This is a genomic window from Haematobacter genomosp. 1 (genome assembly GCF_002196855.1).
Lineage (GTDB): Bacteria > Pseudomonadota > Alphaproteobacteria > Rhodobacterales > Rhodobacteraceae > Haematobacter.
Window position 1 is genome coordinate 122,847 of record NZ_NIPW01000004.1, and the last position, 22,182, is coordinate 145,028.

At 64.6% G+C, this 22,182-nt stretch carries 16 protein-coding genes and 1 other RNA gene; 8 read left to right on the forward strand and 9 right to left on the reverse strand.

Translation table 11 applies throughout. The features are described from left to right. Nucleotides 1-4 precede the first annotated feature (4 nt). Nucleotides 5-1,804 carry a glucans biosynthesis glucosyltransferase MdoH gene (gene mdoH, locus CDV49_RS01440; protein WP_088213796.1) on the forward strand — a complete coding sequence of 600 codons (1,800 nt, stop codon included), beginning with the start codon at nt 5-7 and terminating at the stop codon, nt 1,802-1,804. An 83-nt stretch (nt 1,805-1,887) separates the two neighbouring features. Further along, on the forward strand, nt 1,888-3,045 hold the full coding sequence (locus CDV49_RS01445) for an AI-2E family transporter (RefSeq protein ID WP_143413104.1): 1,158 nt from the start codon (nt 1,888-1,890) through the stop codon (nt 3,043-3,045). Here CDV49_RS01445 and CDV49_RS01450 read toward each other — a convergent pair. The 4 genes from CDV49_RS01450 to CDV49_RS01465 form a co-directional block, all read right to left on the reverse strand. Further along, nucleotides 3,035-4,960 carry a potassium transporter Kup gene (locus tag CDV49_RS01450; protein ID WP_088213798.1) on the reverse strand — a complete coding sequence of 642 codons (1,926 nt, stop codon included), beginning with the start codon at nt 4,958-4,960 and terminating at the stop codon, nt 3,035-3,037. The two genes, CDV49_RS01445 and CDV49_RS01450, sit on opposite strands and share 11 nt — an antisense overlap. A 186-nt stretch (nt 4,961-5,146) precedes the next feature. Next, a complete protein-coding gene (locus tag CDV49_RS01455) occupies nt 5,147-7,606 on the reverse strand; it encodes a DUF3772 domain-containing protein (RefSeq protein ID WP_088213799.1) in 2,460 nt (819 codons plus the stop codon). Nucleotides 7,607-7,609: 3 nt separating this feature from the next. Continuing rightward, nucleotides 7,610-8,641, reverse strand: a complete 1,032-nt coding sequence (locus tag CDV49_RS01460) for a cysteine synthase A (protein WP_088213800.1) — start codon at nt 8,639-8,641, stop codon at nt 7,610-7,612. Between the two features lie 85 nt (nt 8,642-8,726). Further along, a complete protein-coding gene (locus CDV49_RS01465; protein ID WP_179209090.1) occupies nt 8,727-9,815 on the reverse strand; it encodes an NUDIX domain-containing protein in 1,089 nt (362 codons plus the stop codon). A gap of 340 nt (nt 9,816-10,155) precedes the next feature. On the opposite strand from CDV49_RS01465, the gene CDV49_RS01470 reads away from it, so the two are divergent. Together CDV49_RS01470 and ssrA are read left to right on the forward strand one after the other, a co-directional pair. Further along, the gene (locus tag CDV49_RS01470; RefSeq protein ID WP_088213802.1) at nt 10,156-11,205 is read left to right on the forward strand and encodes an extracellular solute-binding protein; all 1,050 of its coding nucleotides are present in this window, start codon (nt 10,156-10,158) and stop codon (nt 11,203-11,205) included. 522 nt (nt 11,206-11,727) lie between these two features. Further along, nucleotides 11,728-12,081: a transfer-messenger RNA gene (gene ssrA, locus CDV49_RS01480) on the forward strand. Between the two features lie 61 nt (nt 12,082-12,142). On the opposite strand, the gene CDV49_RS01485 is transcribed toward ssrA, so the two are convergent. Further along, a complete protein-coding gene (locus CDV49_RS01485) occupies nt 12,143-12,430 on the reverse strand; it encodes a DUF1330 domain-containing protein (protein ID WP_088213804.1) in 288 nt (95 codons plus the stop codon). A gap of 3 nt (nt 12,431-12,433) precedes the next feature. Next, on the reverse strand, nt 12,434-15,091 hold the full coding sequence (alaS, locus tag CDV49_RS01490; RefSeq protein WP_088213805.1) for an alanine--tRNA ligase: 2,658 nt from the start codon (nt 15,089-15,091) through the stop codon (nt 12,434-12,436). 171 nt (nt 15,092-15,262) lie between these two features. Here alaS and CDV49_RS01495 point away from each other — a divergent pair, with 171 nt between their 5' ends. Then, a complete protein-coding gene (locus CDV49_RS01495) occupies nt 15,263-15,622 on the forward strand; it encodes a DUF488 domain-containing protein (RefSeq protein ID WP_088213806.1) in 360 nt (119 codons plus the stop codon). A gap of 6 nt (nt 15,623-15,628) precedes the next feature. Here the strand turns inward: CDV49_RS01495 and rlmN are convergent, their stop codons facing one another. Further along, the gene (rlmN, locus tag CDV49_RS01500) at nt 15,629-16,867 is read right to left on the reverse strand and encodes a 23S rRNA (adenine(2503)-C(2))-methyltransferase RlmN (protein ID WP_088213930.1); all 1,239 of its coding nucleotides are present in this window, start codon (nt 16,865-16,867) and stop codon (nt 15,629-15,631) included. Nucleotides 16,868-16,967: 100 nt separating this feature from the next. After that, entirely contained in the window at nt 16,968-17,483 is a 516-nt protein-coding gene (locus CDV49_RS01505; RefSeq protein ID WP_088213807.1) for an invasion associated locus B family protein, read from the reverse strand. Between the two features lie 162 nt (nt 17,484-17,645). Here CDV49_RS01505 and CDV49_RS01510 point away from each other — a divergent pair, with 162 nt between their 5' ends. Further along, a complete protein-coding gene (locus CDV49_RS01510) occupies nt 17,646-18,644 on the forward strand; it encodes an asparaginase (protein ID WP_088213808.1) in 999 nt (332 codons plus the stop codon). A 56-nt stretch (nt 18,645-18,700) separates the two neighbouring features. Here CDV49_RS01510 and serB read toward each other — a convergent pair whose 3' ends face one another. Beyond that, nucleotides 18,701-19,576 (reverse strand): phosphoserine phosphatase SerB, encoded by an 876-nt coding sequence (gene serB / locus CDV49_RS01515; protein WP_088213809.1) that lies wholly within the window; start codon nt 19,574-19,576, stop codon nt 18,701-18,703. A 213-nt stretch (nt 19,577-19,789) separates the two neighbouring features. On the opposite strand from serB, the gene CDV49_RS01520 reads away from it, so the two are divergent. Together CDV49_RS01520 and CDV49_RS01525 are read left to right on the forward strand one after the other, a co-directional pair. Then, nucleotides 19,790-20,575: an endonuclease/exonuclease/phosphatase family protein gene (locus tag CDV49_RS01520; protein ID WP_143413105.1), complete on the forward strand. Its 786-nt coding sequence runs from the start codon at nt 19,790-19,792 to the stop codon at nt 20,573-20,575. Between the two features lie 9 nt (nt 20,576-20,584). Then, complete coding sequence (locus CDV49_RS01525; protein ID WP_088213810.1) at nt 20,585-22,129, forward strand: phospholipase D-like domain-containing protein; 1,545 nt, start codon at nt 20,585-20,587, stop codon at nt 22,127-22,129. Nucleotides 22,130-22,182: the final 53 nt, after the last annotated feature.

Genomic DNA, 22,182 nt, shown 5'->3' on the forward strand with positions numbered 1-22,182 from the left:
CCCCATGATATTGCGGACCGTCCTCTTTCTGGCGAGCCTTGTGTTGGCCGGAACAGCCGTATGGCTTGGCCTCAACGTCTTTTTTGCCGACGGGCGGGACGGAACGGATTATGTCAGGATCGCCCTGCTCGGCCTGACCACCTGGTGGATCGCCTGGGGCGCGATGCTCGGCATGAGCGGCGTGTTCATGAGCAGTCATATCCGCCGTGCGCGGACGACCGGTCCGCTGACCACGCGCACAGCGATCCTGCTTCCGGTTTACAACGAACCTCCTGAAAAGCCCTTTTCCCATGCGGCCGCGATGATCGAGAGCTTGGAGGCCACCGGCCTTCATGGCGCTTTCGAACTTGCGATCGTCTCTGATACCACCCGCGCCGCGATAGGGGCGGAGGAAGAGGCGTGGTTCGAAAAGCTGCGCGGCGGCTGGGGGCATATCCTGCCGGTCTATTACCGTCGCCGGACAGACAATACCGGCAAGAAGGCGGGCAACATCGCGGAGTTCATCCGCCGCTTTGGCGGACGGTACGATTTCCTCATCATTCTCGATGCGGACAGCCTGATGGAAGGCGAGACGCTGGTCGAGATGGTGCGACGCATGGAGGCCGAGCCGAAGCTCGGGCTGCTTCAGACCCTGCCGAAGATCATCCGCTCGCGGTCGTTCTTTGGCCGGGTACTGCAATTCTCCGCTGCGTTCTTTTCGCCGATCTTCACCCGTGGCGTCGCGGCGCTTCAGGGGCGCGAGGGGCCGTTCTGGGGCCACAATGCCATTACGCGCACCACGGCATTCGCGGAAAGCTGCGGCCTGCCCGAGCTCAAGGGCAAGCCGCCGTTCGGAGGCCATATCCTCAGCCACGACTATGTGGAGGCCGCACTTCTCGCGCGCGCGGGCTGGATCGTGCGGGTCGATCCCGACATCGGCGGCTCCTATGAGGAAGCGCCCGACAACATCCTCGATTACGCCAAGCGCGACCGCCGCTGGGCACAGGGCAACCTTCAGCATTCGCGCCTGCTCGCCGTGCCCGGCCTGAAGATGTGGAGCCGGTTCGTCTTCTTTCAGGGCATCATGGCCTACCTCGCCTCCTCCCTGTGGGGCGTATTCCTGATCGCGACCATTCTGGCACCGATTCTGGCCGCGCCCTTTGAGTTCTTTCCTGACTCGGCGCTCGGCGTTCCGCAGTTTCCGATCAGTGAGTCCACCCGCGCCATTCTGTTGCTGCTGCTTGTCCTGGGGCTTCTTCTTGGGCCGAAGCTGCTCATCGCGCTTCGATCCATCTTCGATGGACGCGCCCGGCAATTCGGCGGTGCCGTTGCGTGTCTGGCAAGTGTCATCATTGAAATCCTGTGGTCGAGCCTGATCGCCCCGCTCATGCTGGCCTTCCAGACCCGCTCCGTCATCGAGATCCTTACCGGAGCAGACGGCGGCTGGCCGGTTGCAGATCGGGAGGCGCAGGCGATCCCGCTCTCAACCGCCTGGAAGGCAAGTTGGTGGATCACCGCCACCGGCGCTGTCATCCTCTTCGCGGCATGGAAGTTTACCAATCTTTTCATATGGTTCCTTCCGGTTGGCGGCCCGATGCTCATCGCACCCCTGATCATCGCCTGGTCCTCCGATTCCGGCGAGGGCGCCTCCGCCCGTCGGTTGCGGCTGTTCATGACGCCCGAGGAACAGCATCCGCGCCCCGTGATGATTCGGCAGCAGGAAATCCTGAATGACTGGCGCCGGGAGGAAATCGCTTCCCCCGGCCCGGATAGCCAAGTGACCGCGCCGCCTGCGGCTGCACTTGCCACTGAACCGACAGGCTGAACACCTTCCCGTGCAGGCCGGAGTTGCCGTTCGGCCTGCAACCCCGCATAGTGGCGCAGACCCACGCCGAGGTTCCGCGCGCCATGCTCAAGACGACACCGCCCGAGGATCAAACCGGCGTCTTCCCCCCCTACCGCCCAAGTCTTGAAGACAGGCTCCGCATCCAGACATGGGCGCTCACCATCATCGCCTTCGGGGTGGCGGTGTTTCTCCTCTGGGTGGGCAGTTCCATTCTCATCTCGCTCGCCTTCGGCATCATCCTTTTCAGCGTGACGACCGCCACCATCGACCGGATCGCGCAACTCAGGCTCGGTCGCTTCTATTTCCCGCGCTGGATTGCAGTGGTGCTCGCGGTGACGCTGCTCACCTTCTGCCTCATACTGCTGGCCGTTGTGGTGGTGAATGAGGTCAACCGGCTGATCACCACCATGCTGCTTTACAGCGATGCGGCCATCAATGCTGTCGCCCGCCTGTTCGCCTGGCTCGGGCCAGAGGCAACCTCGGCGGTTCAGAACGCGATCCAGACGATCAACCTCAACGCCTACCTCCGCTCGATCGCGTTTCAGCTTTCCGGGCTGGTGTCGATCGCGGTGATGACAAGCCTCGTCGTGGGCTTTCTGTTCGCGGAGCAGCACTGGTTCCATGCAAAGCTGCTGAACCTGTTCGCCTCGCCGGAGCGTGCGGCGCGTGCCGCCGCCATCAGCCGCTCCATCATCCGCCGGGTGAACCGCTATCTTCTGGTGAAAAGCGCAGTCAGCCTTGTGACGGGGCTTGAGGTCTATCTGGTGATGCGCGTGGCGGGGCTGGAATTTGCGGGTGCCATGGGGATGCTGACGGTCATCCTGAACTTCATTCCGACCATCGGCTCGCTGGTCGCCTCCATCCTCACCATACTCGCTGTCTTCATCCAGATGCCGGAACCCTGGGTCACCGTGACGGTATCCCTCATCGTGTGCGCCATCCAGTTCGGCAACGGAAATATCATCGAGCCGATCTTCATGGGGCGGACATTGCAGCTTTCCACCTTCTGCATCGTGCTGGCGCTGGCCTTCTGGGGCGCGATATGGGGAATCGCCGGGTTGTTTCTCGCGGTGCCGATGATGGTCGCGGCGATGATCCTCTGCTCCCATATTCCGCCGCTCCGGCCGCTCGCCGTCCTCATGTCGCGCGACGGGCAACCGGACAGCATGTTCGGCGCGGGCGATCCCGCTCCGCTTACCCCCCGGACAGTCAGACGCTGATCCGGGCGCCGATCTCCACCACCCGGTCCCTCGGGAGGTGATAGAACACCGTCGGATCGGCGGAAAATCCGTTCAGCAGGATATATATCCTGTCCAGCAGGAGCGGCATGCCGATACGCGCACCCGGCACATAGCGGCGGCGCCCGAGGAAGAAGGAGGTGCGCATCACCTCAAGCTTCACCCCGTCGATCCGCGAGCGGAACAGGGCACGGCTGACATCCGGCGTCTCCATGAAGCCGAAGCGAAGGGTGACGCGCGCAAACCGGTCGTCGAGATTCTCGTAGGTCAGCCGGTCGTGCTCTGAGACACGCGGCTCTTCCGCCACCAGCACCGTCGTGACGAGGTTGCGGCGATGCAGCACCTTGTTGTGCTTGAGGTTATGCAACAATGCAGGCGGTGCCGTGGTCGGATCGGAGGTCAGGAAGACCGCGACTCCATCAGCGATATGCACGGAGCTATGCGACATCGAATGGGCAAAACTCTCCAGCGGCACGGCCATCCGATGCTGCCGCTCGAAGGACAGCTGAGAGCCCCGCCACCACGACCACATGACCAGCATGAGCGCCAGCGCCGCCAGCACCGGAACATAGCCGCCATCAAGGATTTTCAGCAGGTTGGAAGTCAGGAAGGAAAGCTCGATCACCGCAACCGGCGCCGCGATCAGCAGCACGACCCATAGCGGCTTGCGCCACCCCTTCACCGCCAGCACCACCGCGAGCGCCGTGGTGACGATCATCGTCCCCGTCACCGCGATCCCATAGGCGGAGGCAAGGCTGCTTGACGAGCCGAACGCCAGCGTAAGCCAGATCACCGCGATGAGCAGCAGCCAGTTCATCGTGGGCACGTAGATCTGGCCGCTTTGTTGCTCAGACGTATGGCGGATCTCGAACCGCGGCAGCAGGCCAAGCTGCACCGCTTGCCGCGTCATGGAAAAAGCGCCGGAAATCACGGCCTGACAGGCGATGACGGTCGCCACCGTCGCCAGCAGCACCAGCGGGATCAACCCCCAGTCCGGCACCATGAGGAAGAACGGATTACCCAGCGTCTCCGGCCGCGAAATGACCAGCGCTCCCTGCCCGAGATAGTTCAGCACCAACGCCGGCAGCACCACCCAGAGCCAGGCGAAGCGGATCGGCCCGCGTCCGAAGTGCCCCAGATCTGCATAGAGCGCCTCCGCCCCCGTCACCGCCAGAAACACCGCGCCCAGCACGAGGAAGGCCGTGAAGCCATGGTCGGTGAGGAAGAACACCGCATGATGCGGGTTCAGCGCCGTGAGCACATGGGGATTGCCGGAGATCTGCCAGATACCGGCTGCTCCCATGGTGAAGAACCAGATGAGCGTGATCGGACCGAACCATGCGCCGATCCGCGCCGTGCCGTGTCTCTGCACCATGAAGACGCCGACCAGGATGATGATGGTGATCGGCAGAACGAACGGGGTAAAGCTCGGCGTGATGAGCTCCAACCCCTCCACCGCCGAGAGGACGGAAACCGCGGGCGTGATCATCGCATCGCCGAAAAACAGCGCCGCCCCCATGATACCAAGGATGAAGACCGGAACGGAACGCCGCCCGACCGCCGCCATGGCGAGAGAAAACAGCGCGAGCACACCGCCCTCTCCCCGGTTGTCCACGCGGAGAAGGAACACCACGTATTTGCCGGTGACGATCAGGAACAAGGCCCAGACGAGCAGGGAGACGACGCCCAGCACTTCTTCATTCGTCAGCCCGTCGCTCGCCGCGTGGTGCAGCGCTTCCCGCATGGCATAGAGCGGGCTTGTGCCGATATCCCCATAGACAACGCCGATGGAACCGAGCGCGAGCTTCAGAAAGCCCTCGCGGCCCCGTGATCCATGGGATGACGCATCATCCACCGGTTCCGGGGAGCTTGGCCGGGAAGAGGGCGTATCAGTCATGTGAGGTTGTCTATCCGGGAGTGGTGTGCTGGCCCGATGCACATTCGATCCGCAAGGATCGCCATGGCGTTTTCACCTTGTGGGCATGGCCCGTTGCACTGAACGGTCCATACCGCCCTTCGGTGAATCATGCGTGGAGTGGCGGCTGGAGTCAAGCACCGCCGCCCCGGTTCCAGCGTGTGGGCCTCACCGTGTAGGGCTTCCGGCGCGGCGCTGATCGTTTTCCTCTGCCTGCTCCTCGGCCTTGCCGTCGCGTGCCGCTTCCGCATCCACCGGATCGGGGGCGGGCTTCTCGCCGAAGATCGCGCCGGGCAGGACATAGGGCGTGCCGTCGCCATCGGCCATGATGGTCTTGCTCGACCCCATGACACCGAAGACGATCCCCTCTTCCTTGAAGCGGCGATGGATGAGGTGGAGCACTTCGTCCTGAACTGCGCCCTTGAAGTTCACGTCCCGGATGATGAGCCGCATCTCGAACGTCAGGTTGCCGCCGTCGATACCGACCAGCCCCACGGAAGGCGGCGGGTTCAAGATCACCATGGGCGGCACCTTGGCGATATCCTCCAGCACCTTCTGCACATGATCGCTGTCATTGACCCCCGACACGGTAACCTGCTGGAGCACACGCCCCGACAGGTTGAAACGCGTGATGTTCGTGACCTGACCAGAGATCAGTGAGGCATTGGGCACGATGACGTGGTTGCGGTCGAATGTCTCGATCCGGGTCGAACGGACAGAGATCGCGCGCACGCGGCCCTGCACGCCCGCAACCTCGATCCAGTCGCCTTCCGACACGGGACGTTCGATCAGAAGGATGATACCGGAGACAAAGTTCTGAACGATATTCTGCAGGCCGAAACCGATACCAACGGAAAGCGCGGAGGCAAGGATCGCCAGCGATGACAGGTTGATGCCCGCCGCCGTCATGGCGATGATCGCGGACAGCACGACCCCGACATAGCCAACCCCCAGAACCACCGCCCGCTGCCCGCCGGTGTCCAGCTTGGTCTTGGGGAGGATGGAGGCGCCGAGCGCACCTTGCAGCAGCTTGGTGACCGTGTAGCCGATAACGAACACGACGACGAAGGTCAGGAAGATGGTGGGAGAGATCTGCACCCCTGCCACGTTGAAGCCGTCGCGGAACTTGATCCACATCTCCGCCAAGTCAGAGCCGCGCGCGCCCCAGATCAGCAGCAGGAAAGGGATCGCCAGCGCGCAGAGCACGAAGCCGAGCAAAACCGGCACGAGGTCACCGCGATTGGCCTCGTCCCCCTTGATCGCCAGCACGTAGATGTCGGCGCAGAGGCCCTGCAGGAACATCACCATGCCGATGAGCGCAAGCGTCATGGCCGCCGGATAGATCAGCGCCGTTGCTGCGGAAACATAGCCGACCGCCGCGAGAAGCGGAGCCAACGCCCCGATGGCAACGGTGACATAGGCCACGTAGCTAATGAGCCGGTGACGGAACAATACCTCGGCACTTGCCGCCGTCGCATTCACCGCATGGGCGCGGATGAGCTGTCCGAAGCGAAAGAGCAGGATCCCGCCCACGACCAGAAGCGGGAAGGCCAGAACGGAAAAGACCTGCGGTTCGGGGTTCGGGACGATCTGCCAGAGCAGGCTGCGAATGGCGAGGAGGATGCCGAACGCCACCATATGAACGCGGGCCTCGCGCCGCCGCTCGGGCGCAAGTTGAAACGGGCTGTCTCCTGCGTCGTCGGGAAAGAGCCGGCCGGCGAGCCAGAGCGCCGCGAAGACAAGAAAACCGGCCCATGGCAGAGTTTCGACGATCGGAAGAGTGCGGACACCCACCATCCCCGAAAGCTGCAACGCCCGGCTCACCAGCACCAGCCCCAGGACCGGGATCACCACCTGACCGAGCGAGACCAGCTTCGCGATGACCTTGGCGCCGCGGAGTGAACTCCGCCCGCTGATATTGCGGACAAGCCGCTCCATCCACACCCGGCCGCGGAGAAGGATCACCGCCGCGACGACAAGGTGGAGCAGGATGATCGGCAGGTTGGAAACGAGGTTCTGACGCCGGAAATCAGACGCGACGTTGCGGTTCACCTCCGCCACGATCCCCTTGCCCGCGTCCAGAAGGGCCCCCGCTGCAACCGTCCAGTTGGCCGGATTCAGCGGCGACGGCGACAACTCCAGAAGGGCATTTGTCTGCCGGTCGCGCAGGATTGCATCGATCTGCTTGATGAGATTGTCGGCCCGCGTATAGGCCTCGACCGCCGCCTTGCCGGGCGCCTCGGCTTCGGAAATCTGGGTTTGAAGCTCCGAGCGGCGCGCCGTGATCTCCGGGACTTCGGTCGTGCCGTCCTCCGGGGGCGCACCCAGCGCGGCGAGTTGGCCCTTCAGCGTGTCGATCCGGCTATTGTTCGCGCCCTGCGCCGTCTGAAACTCGGCCCGGAGGGGGACCAGTTGGGCACGACGCGTGTCGAGTTGCTGATCCGTAACCTCCGGGTCCGCGACCTCGCCCTCTATCTCGCTCGCCGTTTTCTCCCATGCGGCGAAATCAGGCGTGGTCTGCGCGGGTTCCTGCGCGTGGACGGGCGTGACGAAAACCCCGGTTGGCACACCGGAGACGGGCAGGAGCGCAAAGATCAGCGCGATCAGGATACCGGTCAGACGCTGCATGGATCAGCCCTCGAGCACCGAAGGGAGGGGTTGAGCGGGCGTGGCCAGCCATTCCGGCACGGGTAGGTTCTTCGTCCGCAGAAAGGCCGGATTGAACAGCTTTGTCTGGTACCGGGTGCCGTAATCGCACAGCACGGTCACGATGGTCTTGCCCGGACCCAGGTCGCGGGCAAGCCGGATCGCCCCTGCGATGTTGATGCCGGAAGAACCGCCCACGCAAAGCCCCTCCTCCGACAGCAGGTCAAAGATCAGCGGCAGAGCTTCGCCATCCGGGATGCGATAGGCGAAGTCGGGCGTGAAACCTTCCAGATTGGCGGTGATACGGCCCTGCCCGATACCTTCGGTGATCGAATTGCCCTCGGATTTCAGGGTTCCGTGCGCGTAGTATTCGTATAGCGCCGACCCCTCTGGATCCGCCAGCGCGATCTTCACGCCCTTCGGTTGCAGAGCCATGCCGACACCCGCGAAAGTGCCGCCCGACCCGACGGAGGCCACGAAACCATCCACCTTGCCGCCCGTTTCCTCCCAGATCTCGGGGCCGGTCGTCTCAACATGCGCAAGCCGGTTGGCGGTGTTGTCGAACTGGTTGGCCCAGATCGCGCCGTTCGGCTCTGTCTTGGCGAGTTCCGCGGCAAGGCGGCTCGAATAGCGCACATAGTTGTTCGGGTTGGCATAGGGTGCCGCAGGCACCTCCACCAGTTCCGCCCCGGCAAGGCGGATCATGTCCTTCTTCTCCTGGCTCTGCGTCTCTGGAATGACGATCACGGTGCGAAAGCCCATGGCTGCGCCCACAAGCGCAAGGCCAATACCGGTGTTGCCCGCCGTCCCCTCCACGATCGTGCCACCCGGAGCAAGCTCTCCCCGTGCAACGGCGTCCTTGATGATATAGAGCGCTGCGCGGTCCTTCACCGACTGACCGGGGTTCATGAACTCGGCCTTGCCGTAGATGTCGCAGCCGGTCATCTCGCTGGCCTTGCGCAGCCGGATGAGCGGGGTATGACCGATGGAGGCCATGAGATCGCCGTAAACGGGCATTTCCTTCTCCCTCTTCAGGATCGCTTCGGTGATAGGGCCGCCGTCAGACGAACTCAACCCGCACCGTTTCGGTTCAGTTTCCCGTTTACCCGCGGAGCGCGTCACGGTTCATCGCCAGCCACTGCGCCGTCACGACAAGCGGGCCGTTCGCCCCTTCGCCGGAATTGACGAGTTTCAGCAGATCATCAAGGCTCATGAGAAGGCCGCGAATGTCCTCCGCCTCCTCCGCCAGCCCGCCCGTCTGCGCCACGTCATCCGGCAGGTCGCAGAGAGCGACGAAGCAGTAAAGAAATTCGGTCATCGTGCCGGGACTGGAGTAATAGCGCATGATCTCCCGCACGTCGGTGACGTTCAGGCCCGCCTCCTCCACTGCCTCCCGCACCACCGTGGAGCGCGGGTCTTCGCCCGCATCGATCCGTCCTGCGATCGGCTCGATCAGCCACGGCTGCCGGTCGCCCCGTGCGAAAGGTCCGGGGCGAAACTGCTCGATGACGAGCACCCTGTCCCGCACCGGATCATAGGGGACCAGCGTCGCGGCGTCGCCGGAGACGAAGACCGCACGATTGACGACCGGGCTCATCGTCCCGTCGAAACGGCGAAAGCGCAGATCATATTCCTCAACGGAGAAGAAATGGGCGTAGGGCTCCCGCGCCGCGATGACCTCCACATCGCCTGCCTCGGCCACGCCACGCGCCTCCCGGGGCATGTCATTGGCCGCACGGATGCGGGAATGAGCCCGGCCCAGCAACATGGGGAGGCGGGCAAGATGAGCCGTCGGCGGGTTGATCCCGAAGCCGCGCATGATGTCGCGAGCGGTTTCTGCGGTGATATTGCCCCAATCGTCCACCCAGTCATCGAAGGACCAGTCCTGATCGCTGCCCGCCGCACCGGGATAGACCAGCGCCTTGACGCGCCCACGCTCGGTTTCGAGCGTCATGGGCATGGCCTCACCCGCCTCATAGTGATCGAGCCGCGCGCGATCCGCCTCGCTCAGCCCGGTAACCAGCAAGCCGGGCGCGAGCGCCGCCTCCGCCGCGACAAGCACCGGGCCTGTATCGCCCGCCACCACCCGCTGCCCGGACAGCCGCGCCGCGCGGCCGCTAACGGGATGGCCCAATACGGCCTCCAATACGGGGGGGTGACGCAGCGTGCCGTAGAAGAAGAAGTCCGTCATATCCGTCTCCGGGAAGATCGCCGGCACAGTTGCCCGATGGCGACGGGGGCGCAACCCCATCCCCCGTCGTTACCGCCGCCGGTGCACGGTCAACATGCTGACCTGTCGCCATTGGGTAGCTTAAAACCGTTAAACACTTCTGATAGCATCGTTCTATACCATATTGTTAAAGATGCTGATTGTTCGGTTTCCGTACTGCTTGGGCGGCATGTCCCCTCTCTCTGCCGGGTGGATCGGACGCTCCCGCAAAATCTTGATCGACCTAATACAATCGCCGCTTGAGGCGTCGGGCGCTGTCCTCTAGCCTCGGGAGAAACAGCTCTCCAACAGAGGATCGAGAATGGCCATCAGGACCTGGCTTCTTGGCACGGCCGCTGCGACGCTTGTCGCGCAGGCCGCATGGGCGCAATCGCCGAATTTGCTCGTTTTCGACTGGGCCGGCTTCGAGGATCCGGGGCTTCATCAGGCTTATATCGACAAATATGGCGCAAGTCCGCAGTACAGCTTTTACGCGGATGACGACGAGGCGTTCCAGAAGGTCGTCTCCGGCTTCAAGCCGGACATCGCCCATCCCTGCTCACAGATGATCTCCAAATACCGCGATGCTGGCCTGATCGAGCCGTGGGATACCTCCAAGCTGACGGCCTTCAAGGATCTGGATCCGGAGCTGCTTGATTCCCCCATCTTCAAGGATGACGGCGGGCTGTGGTTCCTGCCGACGGACTGGGCCTCCACCGCCATTGCCTGGAACACGGAGAAGGTACCGGCGGAGGATGTCTCGACCCTTCAGGTGTTCAAGGATCCGAAATACGCCGGCCGCATCTCGCTGCCGAACTCGGTGGACGATATCTGGCCGCTCGCCTTTCTGGCAACCGGCGTGCACGACTGGACCCATGTGACGGACGATCAGTTCAAGGCCGCCGCCGACTGGCTCCGCGAGGTGCATCCGAACGTCCGCGCCTACTGGGCCGATCCGTCAGAGATGGGCCAGCTCATGGCGACGGGAGAGGTGCTGATCGCCTGGTCCTGGCCCGAGGGCGTGACACAGCTTGTTGCGGACGACTATCCCGTCGGCTTCCAGCGTGAGGCGAAAGAAGGCTCCTCGGCCTTCGTCTGCGGCTTCGTGAACTTCAAGAACGGGCCCGGATCGGAAGATCAGGCCTATGATTTCATGAATGCCTGGCTCCAGCCGTCGTCCGCCGAATATCTGGTGGACGTGTTCGGCTACGGCTCCTCCAACAAGACCGCCATGGATGCGATGGATCCGGAGAAGCTGAAGGAGGCCGGTCTTGGCCCCGTCACGGTCCCGGTGCTGACGCAAAAGCCGCTGGAACAATCGCTTCGCGACCGGATGGTGCAGGAGTTCGAGAAGATCAAGGCCGGCTTCTGAGCCGCAGCCACGGGGTAGCCGGCGAACGGCTACCCTCTTCCCCCGCTGGTCCCCGCGCTGGCCCTGCAGAAGATGCCCCTTTCTTCACATCGGGGTTCACCCGTCTCCGGGGCGTTGCAACGGGGTGAACAGGATATCCTGAGCGTTTCGCCCGAGACTGAGACTGAGACTGAGACTGAGACTGAGACTGAGACTGAGACTGAGACTGAGACTGAGACTGAGACTGAGACTGAGACTGAGACTGAGACTGAGACTGAGACTGAGACTGAGACTGAGACTGAGACTGAGACTGAGACTGAGACTGAGACTGAGACTGAGACTGAGACTGAGACTGAGACTGAGACTGAGACTGAGACTGAGACCAGATAAGGCGATGCCGCAACAGGTTTTATCCTTGCCAGCGGCGAAACATCATTGCCGGTGTGCCTCCCGAAATCATGCGGGCCGCCGTGCAGGAGGGGGTGGCTGGTCCCATGACATTATATTCAGGCTCCGAGAGAAAACCCGCATCCCGCCGCTCCGCCCATTGATCGCAGCCACGGAGCGGTCTATATCCTTCCCTGTCCGGGGCTTGCTTCGGACTATGGCGATAAACGCGCACGGAATAAGCGGATCGGACCCGGGGGCGGTACCCGGCGGCTCCACCAAACACCCTTGTTGGGGGCGGAGGGGGCCGAAACAGGATCGACGAACGTGTAAAGGTGATTGCTTTCGCTCGGTGAGGTACCACCGTTACCGGTCCAAAAGTACAGTTGCCAACAACAACCGTGCTCCGGTCGCTCTGGCTGCGTAAGCAGTTCGAGTACCGAAACTAAGTCCTTGCAGGTAGCACTGTAAGGCGGGGTTCGCAGGCACCTGGCAACAGAAGCCTGCACTTCCCCCCTTCTAAACGCAAAACGCCCCCCGAAGGAGGCGTCTGAAGTGTGTTTCGCAAAGATCAGGCGGTTTCTTCGACCACCACGAGATCGCGGATGGAGGCGTCTTTCGCGTGCGACAGGGCCTCCTGATAGTCGGGGCTGTTGTAGGCCTCCACCGCGGCTTCCACCGAAGGAAAGCGGGCCACGACATTCCGCGTCCGCTCATTGCCTTCGAGCTGAACATAGCGTCCGCCGCGGGCGAGGAACACGCCGCCGAACTTCGCCAGCGCGGGACCGGCGAGCTTGGCGTATTTGCCATAGGCCTCCGCGTCCGTCACTTCGACATGGGCTATCCAGAGAGCGCTCATTCCTTACCCCGCAATAACAGCTTCCGCAGCGCGGATCGCCTCTTCCGCCTTGGACGCATCCGCGCCCCCGGCCTGTGCCATGTCAGGTCGGCCACCGCCGCCCTTGCCACCAAGCGCCTGCGCCGCCGCCTTCACCAGATCGACCGCCGACAGGCGCGCCGTCAGATCGGCTGTCACGCCAGCGGCCACGGCCGCCTTGCCGCCCGTATCGGCCACCAGCAGCACCGCACCAGAACCGACACGGGCCTTCATCTCGTCGATCAGCGCGGGCAGATCTTTGCCGGAAACACCGGAAACGACCTGCGCCAGAAACTTGACGCCACCGATGTCCTTTGCATCCGCGCCGCCCTGTGCGCCGCCGCCCATCGCCAGTTCGCGGCGCAACTGCGCCACTTCGTTCTGAAGCGCGCGACGTTCATCGACCAGAGCCTTCACGCGATCGACGACCTCACCCGGCCCGGCCTTCAGAACGGAGGCGACCTCGCCCAGACGGCCGACCTGCTCTTCGAGGTAGGCCAGGGCGGCCTCCCCCGTCAGCGCTTCGATCCGCCGCACACCGGCCGAGGAGGCGCTGTCCGACAGCAGGACGAACAGGCCGATCTCGCCCAGCCGCCCCACATGTGTTCCGCCGCAAAGCTCCAGCGAGTAGGTCTTGCCGTCTGCCCCTTTGCCGGAACCGTCGAGCAGCCCCATGGAGACGACGCGCACCTCATCGCCGTATTTCTCGCCGAAAAGCGCCTGCGCGCCGAGGCCGCGCGCCTCATCCGGCGTCATCACGCGGGTCTCCACTGCGCCGTTCTGGCGGATGTGGTGGTTCACTTCATGCTCGACCTGTTTCAGCTCTTCCGCCGTCAGGCCCTTGCCATGGGAGAAGTCGAAGCGCAGCCGGTCATCGGCGTTGAGCGAGCCGCGCTGCGCGACGTGATCTCCCAGCGTCCGGCGCAGCGCCTCGTTCAGCAGATGCGTGGCCGAATGGTTGGCCCGGATCGCCTGCCGCCGGTTGTGATCGACGCTCAGTTCCGCACCCTGCCCGGCCACGATTTCGCCCAGCGTGACTTCCGCGATATGGATATAGACGCCCTGCGATTTCTTCGTATCCGTGACGCGGGCGGCGCCGGTATCGGTCTTGAGCAGACCGGCATCGCCGACCTGACCACCGGATTCTGCATAGAACGGCGTCTGGTTCACCACGATCTGCACGCTTTCGCCGACGCCGGCATTTCCGACCTCGGCCCCGTCCCGGACCAGAGAGAGTATCTCGCCCTCCGCCTTCTCGGTATCGTAGCCGAGGAATTCGGTGGAGCCGTTCTTCTCCGCCAGATCGAACCAGATCGCGGCGTCCTTCGTCTCTCCCGACCCGGCCCAGGAGGCGCGGGCCTTGGCCTTCTGCTCCGCCATGGCGGCATCGAAGCCCGAGACATCGACCGTCCGCCCCTGCTCGCGCAGCGCATCCTGCGTGAGATCCAGCGGGAAGCCGTAGGTATCGTAAAGCTTGAAGGCCGCGGCGCCGGGCAGCGGCTGGCCGGCGCCGATTCTGGACAACTCGTCGTCCAGCAGCCGAAGGCCGCGGTCGAGGGTCTGGCGGAAGCGGGTTTCCTCCAGCCGCAGCGTCTCCTCGATCATCGCCTGCGCGCGCGGCAGTTCGGGATAGGCTGCACCCATCTCGCGCACCAGCGCGGGCACGAGGCGGTACATCAGCGGCTCCGCCACGCCCAGCTGATGCGCATGCCGCATCGCCCGCCGCATGATGCGGCGCAGCACGTAGCCCCGCCCTTCGTTCGAGGGCATGACCCCGTCGGCGATCAGGAAGGAGGTGGAGCGCAGATGGTCCGCGATGACCCGGTGGTGGATCTTGCCCGGCCCGTCGGGATCGGTGGAGGACGCATGCGCCGACGCCTCGATCAGATGGCGCATCAGGTCGGTGTCGTAGTTGTCGTGCTTGCCCTGAAGCAGCGCGCCGATCCGCTCCAGCCCCATGCCGGTGTCGATGGACTGCGACTCCAGATCGCGCATCGTGCCGTCGGCGAACTGCTCGTACTGCATGAAGACGTTGTTCCAGATCTCGATGAACCGGTCGCCGTCCTCATCCGGGCTGCCGGGCGGGCCGCCGGGGATATGCTCGCCGTGATCGAAGAAGATCTCCGTGCAGGGGCCGCAGGGGCCGGTCGGCCCCATGCGCCAGAAGTTGTCATCGGTCGGGATGCGGATGATCCGCTCGTCCGGCAGCCCTGCGACCTTCTTCCAGATCGCCGCCGCCTCGTCATCCGTGTGATAGACCGTGACCAGCAGACGCTTACCGTCGATGCCGAAATCCTTCGTCAGCAGTTCCCATGCGAAGGGGATCGCCTGCTCCTTGAAGTAATCCCCGAAGGAGAAGTTGCCCAGCATCTCGAAGAAGGTGTGGTGCCGCGCGGTATAGCCCACGTTGTCGAGGTCGTTGTGCTTGCCGCCCGCGCGGACGCATTTCTGCGCGGTGGTGGCGCGAGTGTAATCGCGATGCTCCACACCGGTGAACACGTTCTTGAACTGCACCATGCCGGAGTTCGTGAACATCAGCGTCGGGTCGTTCCGCGGAACGAGCGGAGAGCTTTCCACGACTGCATGTCCGTTGCGGCGGAAGAAGTCGAGATAGGTCGATCGGATATCGTTCAGGCTGGCCATCGGGTGCCTCGTCACGGGGGGAAGACCGGGGCCTCCCGCCCCGTCCATTGCGCACACGACTATCCCTCCCGGCAGCGTCTGTCCATCGCTCCCGGCAAGAAAGCCGCGCATCCAGCCTTGGAGATGGGAGATTGTGCGGCATGTGACAAGGTGGAAGGAGCGGGAGCCGCCATGCCATCCCTCGCCAGCCATCTCCGCCTGAAACGGGTCTATGATCCGCCCGATCCGGCCGACGGGAAGCGCATTCTGGTGGACAGGCTCTGGCCACGCGGCATGACGCGGGAGCGGGCGGCGCTCGACGACTGGCGCAAAGACCTCGCGCCGAGCGACGGGCTTCGCCGGTGGTTCGCCCATGATCCGGCGAAATGGCCGGAATTCCGGGCGCGCTATCTGGAGGAGTTGAAGGCACAGGACACGGCCCTGAACCAGCTTCGCACGGAGGCGGAGGGGGAGGTCGTCACCCTCCTCTACGGCGCGCGGGATACGGAGCACAACGAAGCGGTCGTGCTCCGCGATCTGCTGCTTGGATAGCCCGGCTCAGCGCGCGGTTTCGGCCGCGATCTCCGCCCGGCTTTTCCGCGCCCGCTCGGTCGCGGATTTGAGCTGGCCGCAGGCGGCCATGATGTCCTCGCCCCGCGGCGTGCGGATGGGAGAGGCATAGCCCGCGCGATAGACGATCTCGGCAAAGCTCTCGATCCGCTCCCAGTCGGACCGCTGGTAAGGGGCCCCCGGCCATTCGTTGAAGGGGATCAGGTTGATCTTGGCCGGTATGCCACGGATCAGCTTCACCAGCCGGCGCGCGTCGTCGTCGCTGTCGTTCACGCCTTTCAGCATGACGTATTCAAAGGTGATCCGCTCGGAATTGGACAGCTTCGGATAGGTCCGAAGCGCCTCCAGCAGCTCCTTCAGCGGCCATTTCTTGTTGATCGGCACCAGTTTGTCGCGCACCTCATCCGTGGTGGCGTGGAAGGAAATGGCGAGTTGACAGCCGATCTCCTCCGCCGTGCGGGCGATCATGGGCACGACGCCTGAGGTCGAAAGCGTGATCCGGCGGCGGGAGAGCGAAATGCCCTCCGGGTCCATGGCGATCTTCATGGCGTCACGCACGGCATCGAAATTGTAGAGCGGCTCGCCCATGCCCATCAGCACGATGTTGGAGAGCAGCCGCGTCTCATCCTTCGGGGCACGTCCGGGCGCAGGCCATTCCCCCAGATCGTCCCGTGCAAGCAGAACCTGCCCCACGATCTCCCCCGGGGTCAGGTTGCGAACGAGTTTCTGCGTACCGGTGTGGCAGAAGGTGCAGGTCAGCGTACAGCCCACCTGCGAGGAGACGCAGAGCGTGCCGCGCCCCTCCTCCGGGATGTAAACCGTCTCCACCTCATGCCCGCCCGCGATGCGGACAAGGTATTTCCGCGTGCCATCCGCCGAGATCTGCCGGGAGACAAGCTCGGGGACATCGACGGTGAAGTTCTCCGACAGAAGCGCCCGGTAATCCTTGGCGAGATTGGTCATCGCCGCGAAATCGCGCACGCCCTTCTGGTAGATCCACTGCCAGACCTGACCGACGCGCATCTTTGCCTGCCCCTCCGGGGTGCCGGCGGCGATCAGGGCATCGCGAAGCTGCTCGCGTGTCAGGCCGACAAGGTTCGTCCGCCCCGTCTCCGGCAGCTTGCGCGGAATGGTCAGCACGTCCTGCGTGATGGGAGCGGAAGCGCCGGTTTGCGGCGCCGGATCGGGAGCATCGGGCGTGACAACGGGTCTGGCGGGGGCGTTCATTTCGACTATCCGGCTTCTGGGCAGGCCACCCATATAGCCCATCTTGCGGGAAAGCGAAACTCCCCCGCGCATTGTTACCGGATTTTGACAGCAATCAGCCTCAGCGGCAGAGCTTCGCCGCCTCGTCAACCGCCGCCGTCACGCCTTTCAGCGAGAATACGTCACGTGTATCCGTTCCCCGCTGCGAGTGCCCCGTGATAACCGCTTCGGCCCCGCCCCTGAGCGCGGCGACGAGACGCTGGTCATCAGCGGGAGTGCCGGGCCAGGCCCAGTCGCCATCCGTGAACATCTCGAACTTGGAGCCGCCCACATCCACCGAAACCGTGGAATTCGCGGCGAAGGGATAGCCGCCCGCGAAGGAGACCTCCGGCTGACCGCCGCGATAGGTGATATAGAGCCGGATATCCCCCCGCGAGACCTCTGCCCGCTTGCCATCGCGCGAGGCGGTGGAGGATTTCGGGCTCGTCACCGCCCAGCATTCCTTCGGGCTTTGCGATGCGAAATAGCTCCAGTCGTCCTTCTGCCCGGAGGCAGTCGTCTGTTGCGCCGATGCGGCCGTGGCCAGTCCCATGACTGCGGTCATGCCGGCGATGGCGCACAGGATGCGTGGTGTCATTGGCTCACAGCCTCCGTCTCTCTGCCTCTGTCCCCCGCCTGCCACCGCTTTTCGCGGTCTTTTGGTGTGGCGGACGCTGTTTCAAGTGCTTAGTTCTTAGCGCAAAGCCGTCGCCGGACGAAACCCCCGTCGGACAAAGTTCGCATTTCTGTGAGAGGCAACATGACAGACGCGATTCCCATGGCGGAACTTTGGCGGGGCGGAAGGCTGGAAAGCCGGCATGTCGGCCATGCGGTGATCGTCCATGCGGAGGATGGCGTCATCGCAAGCTGGGGAGAGCCGGAGACGCTCATCTATCCCCGCTCCTCCTGCAAGATGATTCAGGCGCTGCCGCTTCTCGAAAGCGGAGCCGCAGAGGCCGCCGGATTGACGGAGGCGCAGTTGGCGCTTGCCTGTGCAAGCCACAGCGGCGCGCGGCTCCATACCGACATGGTGGAGACGTGGCTCGCCGCGCTCGGACTGCGGGAGGAGGACCTGCGCTGCGGATGCCACATGCCGGGGGATGAGGCGGCCCGGAACGGCCTGATCCGCGCGGAGAGGCAGCCCTGCCAGATCCACAACAACTGCTCGGGCAAGCATTCGGGGTTCCTGACGCTCAACAGGCATCTTGGCGGCGGGCCGGAGTATGTTGATCCGGATCACCCCGTTCAGCAGGCGGTGAAGGAGGCGTTCGAGGCGACAACGGGCCTTTCCTCTCCCGGCTACGGGATCGACGGCTGCTCCGCGCCGAACTTCGCCACCACCGTCACCGGCCTCGCCCGCGCGATGGCCTTCTTCGCGGGTGCCAACCCGGAAGGGTCGCTGCGGGAACGGGCGGCGGCGCGTCTGCACCGGGCCATGGCCGCGCACCCGGAACTGGTCGCCGGAGAGGGCCGCGCCTGCACGGAACTGATGCGTGCGATGGGCGGACGCGTCGCGATCAAGACCGGGGCGGAGGCCGTCTTCGTCGCGATTCTGCCGGAGCAGCGGCTTGGCGTGGCGCTGAAGATCGTGGATGGCGGCACGCGCGGCTCGGAAGCGGCAATCACCGCCCTCCTTGTGCATCTGGGAGTGCTGGACGGCGACCATCCCGCCGCGCGGAAGCGGCTGAATGCCATCCAGAGCAACTGGCGCGGGTTTGAGACAGGTATCGTCACCGCCGCGCCCGGATTTCCCGCCTGATCCTCAGGCTCGGCCGGGAGCACCCGGCCGGCGAGGCGCAACCGGTCCCTCGCCTGTCAGGCAGCGAACTCCTCGCGCGCATAGCCCTGAATGTAGAGCAGCGCGGTGAGATCGCCGAAATTCACCCGCACGTCGCATTGAGCGGCCACTGCGGGTTTCGCATGGAGTGCCACGCCGGTGCCCGCCCGCTCCAGCATTCCAAGGTCGTTCGCCCCGTCGCCGACGGCGATGACATCCGCCTCCGCGATGCCGAGACGGGCGGAAATCTCCTCCAGCGCCGCGACCTTGGCGGCACGCCCGAGGATCGGCTCCGCCACCTCTCCCGTCAGCGCACCCTCCGCCGACAGCAGGGTATTCGCCCGGTTTTCGTCAAAACCGAGATGCGCCGCCACCGGCCCGGTGAAGGAGGTGAACCCGCCCGAGACAAGCACGGCATGGCCGCCATTCGCGTGCATCGTGGCGATCAGCTCCCGACCGCCGGGGGTATAGGTGATCCGCTCCGCCAGCACCTTGCCGATGACGGAGACGGGAAGCCCCTTTAGAAGACCGACCCGCTCCCGCAGCGCGCCCTCGAAATCCAGCTCTCCGTTCATGGCGCGGCGGGTGATCTCGGCCACGCGAGGACCGACACCGGCCTCATCGGCCAGCTCGTCGATGCACTCCTGCTGGATCATCGTGGAGTCCATGTCGGCCAGCAGCATGCGCTTGCGCCGCCCCGCCGCTGGCTGCACAACGAGATCGACCCCCTGTGCCTGCAACAGCTCCCACCGCGTCCAGAGATCGGCGGGCCTGCCCGCAAGATCGAATTCCGCCGCGATGGCCGGGGCGAGCCAGCGCGTGTCTCCTCCGCCCCAGTCCCGGGCGAGAGCATCCACGATTCCGGCGGTCAATCCGCCCCGTTCGGGAGAGACAAGTAGAGTGGCGACATGCATCCGGGGCACCTTCGCTGATGGCGTTGTCGCCGCTTAACCGATCCGCCCCGGCTTCGCCAGCCGCGAGCCGCGCAGATGCCGCTTGCCAGAGGCCCGCTCCCGCACCACATCTTGCGGATGGATCACGACACCCCTCCCCCTCCGGCCCAGCCGAAGCCCCAGTTGAAGCCCGAGCTGAACCCCGGTTTGAAGCCCGCCGAGCCGAAGCCCGCTATGTCAAAGCCACCTGTGCCGAAGCCCCATGCGCCGGAGACCGCATCCTCTGCGGTGAAGCCCGATCCGCTGCTGTTCGCCTCCTACAACGTCCACAAGGGCGTGGGGCTGGACATGAAGCGGGATCCCTCCCGCACGGCGCGGGTGATCGCAGAGATCGCGCCGGATGCCATCGCGCTGCAGGAGGCAGACCGCCGCTTCGGGGCGCGGACGGGGGTGCTCGATCTGGGGGAAATCCGCGAGCGCACGGGGCTGGAGCCGATTCCACTGACTGACCGACTGGGGCGCGCGGCGCACGGCTGGCACGGCAATCTCGTCCTCATGCGGAACGCGGAGTTGGAGGATGTCCGTCCCGTGCACCTGCCGGGGCTGGAGCCGCGGGGGGCGGTCATGGTGGATGCTCGGCTGAATGGCCAGCCGCTCCGGCTGATCGCCGCGCATCTGGGGCTGCTGCGCTCCTCCCGTCTGCTCCAGACCCAGCTTCTGAGCCGGTTGCAGGATGAAGCGGAGGGTCGGCCCACCGTGCTCATGGGGGATCTGAACGAATGGCGGCGGGCGCCTTTCGGCGCGTTGGCGCCGCTGCGCAATCTGGGCGGCGACGGGCGGAGCGTGCCGACCTACCCCGCGCGACGACCCTTCCTTCCGCTTGACCGCATCTACACCTGCCAGAACGCGGAACTCATTGATCTGCATGCGCATCAGACACCGCTGTCCCGTATCGCTTCGGACCACCTGCCGCTTACCGCGCGGATCAGGCTGGGCGTCGATGCGCCGCCAAGTCTCTGACGCCGCTCCATGCATTGGCTTATCTGGCTTTCCCTGATTGTCGCTGTCGCTGTCGGGGCGTCGCTTTTCGCGCTCTGGTCTTTCGGGCGTTTCGCCCGGAGGGCGAGCGGGCCCGATAGTCACGCACTGCCGCGGACCGTCCGCTCAAGTCCCTTCGACACGGTTCTCGACCCGCTGGAGACGGCGCATCCCGGGATGAGCGGCGGCGCCCTGCTGTTCTGCGGGCAGGATGCCTTTGCCGCGCGGTTCGAGAGCATCCGCCGCGCCACCCGCTCGATCGACCTGCAATACTATATCTGGAAGGATGACATCACCGGCAACCTGCTGGCGGGAGAACTGCTGACCGCCGCTGACAGGGGGGTCCGCATCCGTATCCTGCTGGACGATGTGAACGTCCTCGGGATCGACCCGAAATGGCTGAACCTCAATGGACATCCCCGGGTGGAGATGCGGATCTTCAACCCGATCGTCAACCGGCAGAGCGCGCTCCGCCGGGGGATCGAGATGGCGCTGGCGCTCGTCCGCTACAACCGGCGGATGCACACCAAGTCGTGGACGGTGGACGGTCGGATTTCGATCATCGGCGGGCGGAACATCGGCGACAGCTATTTCGACGCCGCGCGCAGGCGCAGGCGGAATTCGCTGGATGCCGACATGCTGCTCGCCGGCCCCGTGGTCGCCGAGGTGGAGACGATGTTCGATGCCTACTGGAACAGCGATCTCGCCCTGCCGCTTTCTGCGCTGTGGTCCGAGCGGATCAACGACCTCGTGAGCTTCCGCCGCCGCATCGGCGCACTTCGCCGTCACCGGCGCGGGCGCGAGTACCTCTCCCGCGCGCTCAAGGGCGATGATGCTCTGCCCGGGCTGGACAGGCTCGTCTGGTCCGATACCTTCCGCATCGTCACCGATCCGCCCGAAAAGGCACGGGGCGAAAAGCGGGAGGAGTGGCTGCCTACCCATCTCGGCCGGCTTATCAACCAGGCGGAACAACGGTTCGAGATGATTACGCCCTATCTCGTTCCCGGAAAGCCGGGGATGGCGCAACTCGGAGAATTGCGGGAGCGCGGGGTGGAGGTGAGACTGCTGACCAATGCGCTGGCCACGACCGACCACTCTATCGTCCACGGCGCCTATCGCCGCTACCGGGTGCCGTTGCTGACGGACGGCGTGGAACTCCATGAGTATGCCCCGACGGACGAAGGCGCGCGGCGGGGCCGCATGCTGCACGCCAAGACCTTCGTGATCGACCGGCGGACGGCATTCATCGGCTCCTTCAACTACGACCTCCGCTCTGCCTTTCTCAATACGGAGGTCGGCGTCGTATTCGAGGCCCCCGAACTGGTCGGGGCGCTCTGCGATTGGCAGGACGCGGCGATGGCCCCGCAGAATGCCTTTCACCTGTCGCTCCATGGCCGCTGGATCCGATGGGATCAGTCGCTGGAGGGTCAGGACGCCTCGCAACTGCCCGAAATCTGGTATGAACCCAAGGCGTCGCCTGCGCGACGGGCATTGTCGTGGATTGTCGGTCATTTGCCGATCCATTCCTATCTCTAGGGCTGGAAAGGCGGTGGCTTACAGGCGATCATCACCGCGCTGACGGAGGAATG